The organism is Metasolibacillus meyeri (assembly GCF_003049505.1).
Lineage (GTDB): Bacteria > Bacillota > Bacilli > Bacillales_A > Planococcaceae > Metasolibacillus > Metasolibacillus meyeri.
On sequence record NZ_PYWN01000193.1, the window covers coordinates 1 to 2,896 of the forward strand.

4 protein-coding genes are annotated in these 2,896 nt (G+C 33.8%); 2 read left to right on the top strand and 2 right to left on the bottom strand.

Features of this window, described 5'->3' with window-relative positions:
* Window positions 1–169 precede the first annotated feature (169 nt).
* Together C9J34_RS20540 and C9J34_RS22195 are read right to left on the bottom strand one after the other, a co-directional pair.
* Complete coding sequence (locus C9J34_RS20540; RefSeq protein ID WP_107842036.1) at window positions 170–1,033, bottom strand: helix-turn-helix domain-containing protein; 864 nt, start codon at window positions 1,031–1,033, stop codon at window positions 170–172.
* Between the two features lie 31 nt (window positions 1,034–1,064).
* A complete protein-coding gene (locus C9J34_RS22195) occupies window positions 1,065–1,241 on the bottom strand; it encodes a hypothetical protein (protein WP_193769115.1) in 177 nt (58 codons plus the stop codon).
* A gap of 175 nt (window positions 1,242–1,416) precedes the next feature.
* Between C9J34_RS22195 and C9J34_RS20545 the strand changes: the two genes are divergently transcribed.
* Together C9J34_RS20545 and C9J34_RS20550 are read left to right on the top strand one after the other, a co-directional pair.
* Entirely contained in the window at window positions 1,417–1,635 is a 219-nt protein-coding gene (locus tag C9J34_RS20545) for a helix-turn-helix domain-containing protein (protein ID WP_238600736.1), read from the top strand.
* A 78-nt stretch (window positions 1,636–1,713) separates the two neighbouring features.
* Window positions 1,714–2,646 (top strand): O-antigen ligase family protein, encoded by a 933-nt coding sequence (locus C9J34_RS20550; protein ID WP_193769116.1) that lies wholly within the window; start codon window positions 1,714–1,716, stop codon window positions 2,644–2,646.
* Window positions 2,647–2,896: the final 250 nt, after the last annotated feature.

The following is a 2,896-nucleotide window of genomic DNA, read 5'->3' on the forward strand; positions in this document are numbered from 1 at the left end:
TATGGAGACGGCGGGAGTCGCCAATATATAAACTTTTGTGTTAAAAAGGTATCTATTCCTTTGTGTATCAACATTTTAAAGACCATAATGTTTAACGCAAAACTTAAATATTTTATAGTTTTGTTACCAATAGTGTTACCACAAGACCACTCAATTACGGGTGGTCTTTTTACAACTCATAATAACCCATTTCATGCGCTTCATAATCCTTAGTTAAGCTATCTATCCAATTACTATTTAACAGCTCATTACAAGACCTTTCCGCCGCCTTACAAGCAATATTACGTAAAGTATTATTAAAGTACCCTGTTATGCTGTCCACAGGATTAGCACTATTGTATTTGCGTTTAAATGCATTTAGCGTATGTTTAGCTGCTTCAATTACATTTTCAAACGCTGTCGGTATAATAGCGTTTTTATTTTGCGCTAGATAGATACCATACATTTTACTTGCTAATTTACTATCACCAAGCACGCTCATAACTAATGATTTAAGTTGCTGATATGGTGTTTGCTCTTTTGTATTTAAAGGCTTATTGTCGTCCACAGATGGGGCAGCGGACGCCTGCGTAGCATACGTATTATTTAATAAATTATTTTTAAGATTAAAAGAAATAGATGGTTGATTGTCTGTGGAAGGCTCACAAACGTTGTCATAATCGCTTGTATTAACATTCTCACGCTCAGACATTTGCGCTGGGACATATGGTAAAATCGCGTATACATTAGCGCCTTGACCGCCCTTTTTATCGCGAATTGTTGTTACCTTTTTAATGATACTTAGCTCACTTAATTTCTTTACAGCTCTATAAACAGTCTTAGAACTGATATCTAATTTAGTAGCAATTGTATCAGCTTTAAGATGACAAGTACCTGGATAAGCTAAAGAACGGCTAGCGAGCATGAAAACAATGGCGCGTTCACTTTCCGTTAAATTAAAGTAATGTTTTTGCATATGCAGTTCAACATTTTGATCCATGTCCTCCACAGATTGAAATGTTGAATACTGCTCTAAGTAATCGAATATCGCCATTGTCCTCACCTCACTTTCTATCTTTTAAAAATTATTGTGTAGCGCGCTTTATACACTTCCTAATTACTGCTACCTCTAAATCCGTTAATAGCGCATGATAGCGTATAAGCCATTTAAGTCTGTGTTGGTACTTATGCACATCTGTAATGCTATCGTGCTGCTTATACTTTAATTTGATATACATTTGTCGTTGCTGGATAGTTTTCATTACACCAACTCCTTTCGACTTTATAATTCTCAATAAAGTAATTTTATTACGAATTAAATAATTTTGTTACACTCATAATAAATTACTGTATTCGTAATGTCAATTACTAATTGCGTAATTTTATTTCTTGATTTATAATTTAATTAAGCAAATTGGGGTGAAAGTAGGTGTACAAATGCAGTTGAAATCAAGGTTGAAAGTAATACTTGCAGAACATGATATGAGTCAGAAGGATTTAGCAGAGGCAACAGGGCTTACTACACGTTTAATAAGCGAGATAGTAAACAATAAAATAAAGATGTATCCAAAAGAAGCTTTGGAAAAAATTATGACCGCTTTAAACGTGAAAGATATTGGAGAATTATTCACTACTATTGAAAAAACAGATAACTAATTAAAAGTTGTCTGTTTTTTGTTATGTACAAATTAGTTAAATTTCCCTACAATGTATTTGAAGGGAGAGGATACAAAAATGAATGATTTATCCTTTATTTTACTGTTTCTAAGTTTGATTGCTTTAATCGCATTTTTAATTATGGCTGCTATTCAATACTTAAAAAAGAATTCTTCTAAAGGGATGAAATATGTTCAATTTTCTATAGCTTCTTTAGCTGTATTTATTATTTCATTTATCATTTTTGGAGTTACTATGGAACCAACAGAAAATGTTAAAGAATACAATGGCGAGAAAATAGAAACATCTGTTGAACCTAAGGAAGAGGAAAAGCCAAAAGAAACAGAGGAAGAAAAAGCTGCACGTGAGGCAAAAGAAGCCGAAGAAAAAGCAGCAGCTGAGCAAAAAGCAAAAGAGGAAGCCGAGGCGAAAGCTAAAGCAGAAGAAGAAGCTAAGGCAAAAGCAGAGGAAGAAAGACTTGCCAAACTGGAAGCTTTAAAATTATCTGGTAGTGGCGATAGTGTTACCAAATCATTTACATTAGAAGATGGATTTGTGATAGTAAATTCAACTCATAGTGGTGGTAGAAATTTTGTGTTAACTCTTTATGATGCAAATGGCAACCGTGTTGACATGCTTGTAAATACAATTGGTGGATACAAAGGCGCTCAAGCAATTGCAATTGAAGCAGGCGAATATAAATATGAAGTCAAAGCTGATGGCGCATGGACTGTCAATATGTCACAAGAAGTACCAAGCGATGTACCACCACAAGGTACAGCTAAAGGTCATGGCGATAGTGTAGTATTTATGGAGATAAAATCAGGTTCATACACTGTTCAAGCTACACATGACGGTTCTCGTAATTTTGTAATTAGAGCTAATGGTTCGACATTGTTATTTAATGAAATCGGTTCATATAAAGGTTCTAAAATTCAACAAGTAGGCGATACCGCAATTTATTTCTTTAGCATAAATGCTGATGGAAATTGGAGTTTTACATTTGAATAAATAGCCCTCCACACTAATCTGTGGAAGGCACATCAAAGGTCGCTCAATTCGAGTGGCTTTTTTATTTAATCAAAGTATTAAACTCGCAACAGGTAATTTATGTATTCACAAGTTGGTTTTTTATTTTGAAAAATATTTTATATTTCACTTGAAATACAATTCAATTGTGTTATAATTAAATTAACAAAAGGAAACGGGGAGGAATTGAAATGAAAAACGTTATGGTTCGTGCGTGGGAAATTGCAAAGGA

Coding starts and splice junctions, on each gene's coding strand:
- C9J34_RS20540 (WP_107842036.1), bottom strand. CDS start 1,033: ATGGCGATATTCGATTACTTAGAGCAGTATTCAACATTTCAATCTGTG.
- C9J34_RS22195 (WP_193769115.1), bottom strand. CDS start 1,241: ATGAAAACTATCCAGCAACGACAAATGTATATCAAATTAAAGTATAAG.
- C9J34_RS20545 (WP_238600736.1), top strand. CDS start 1,417: ATGCAGTTGAAATCAAGGTTGAAAGTAATACTTGCAGAACATGATATG.
- C9J34_RS20550 (WP_193769116.1), top strand. CDS start 1,714: ATGAATGATTTATCCTTTATTTTACTGTTTCTAAGTTTGATTGCTTTA.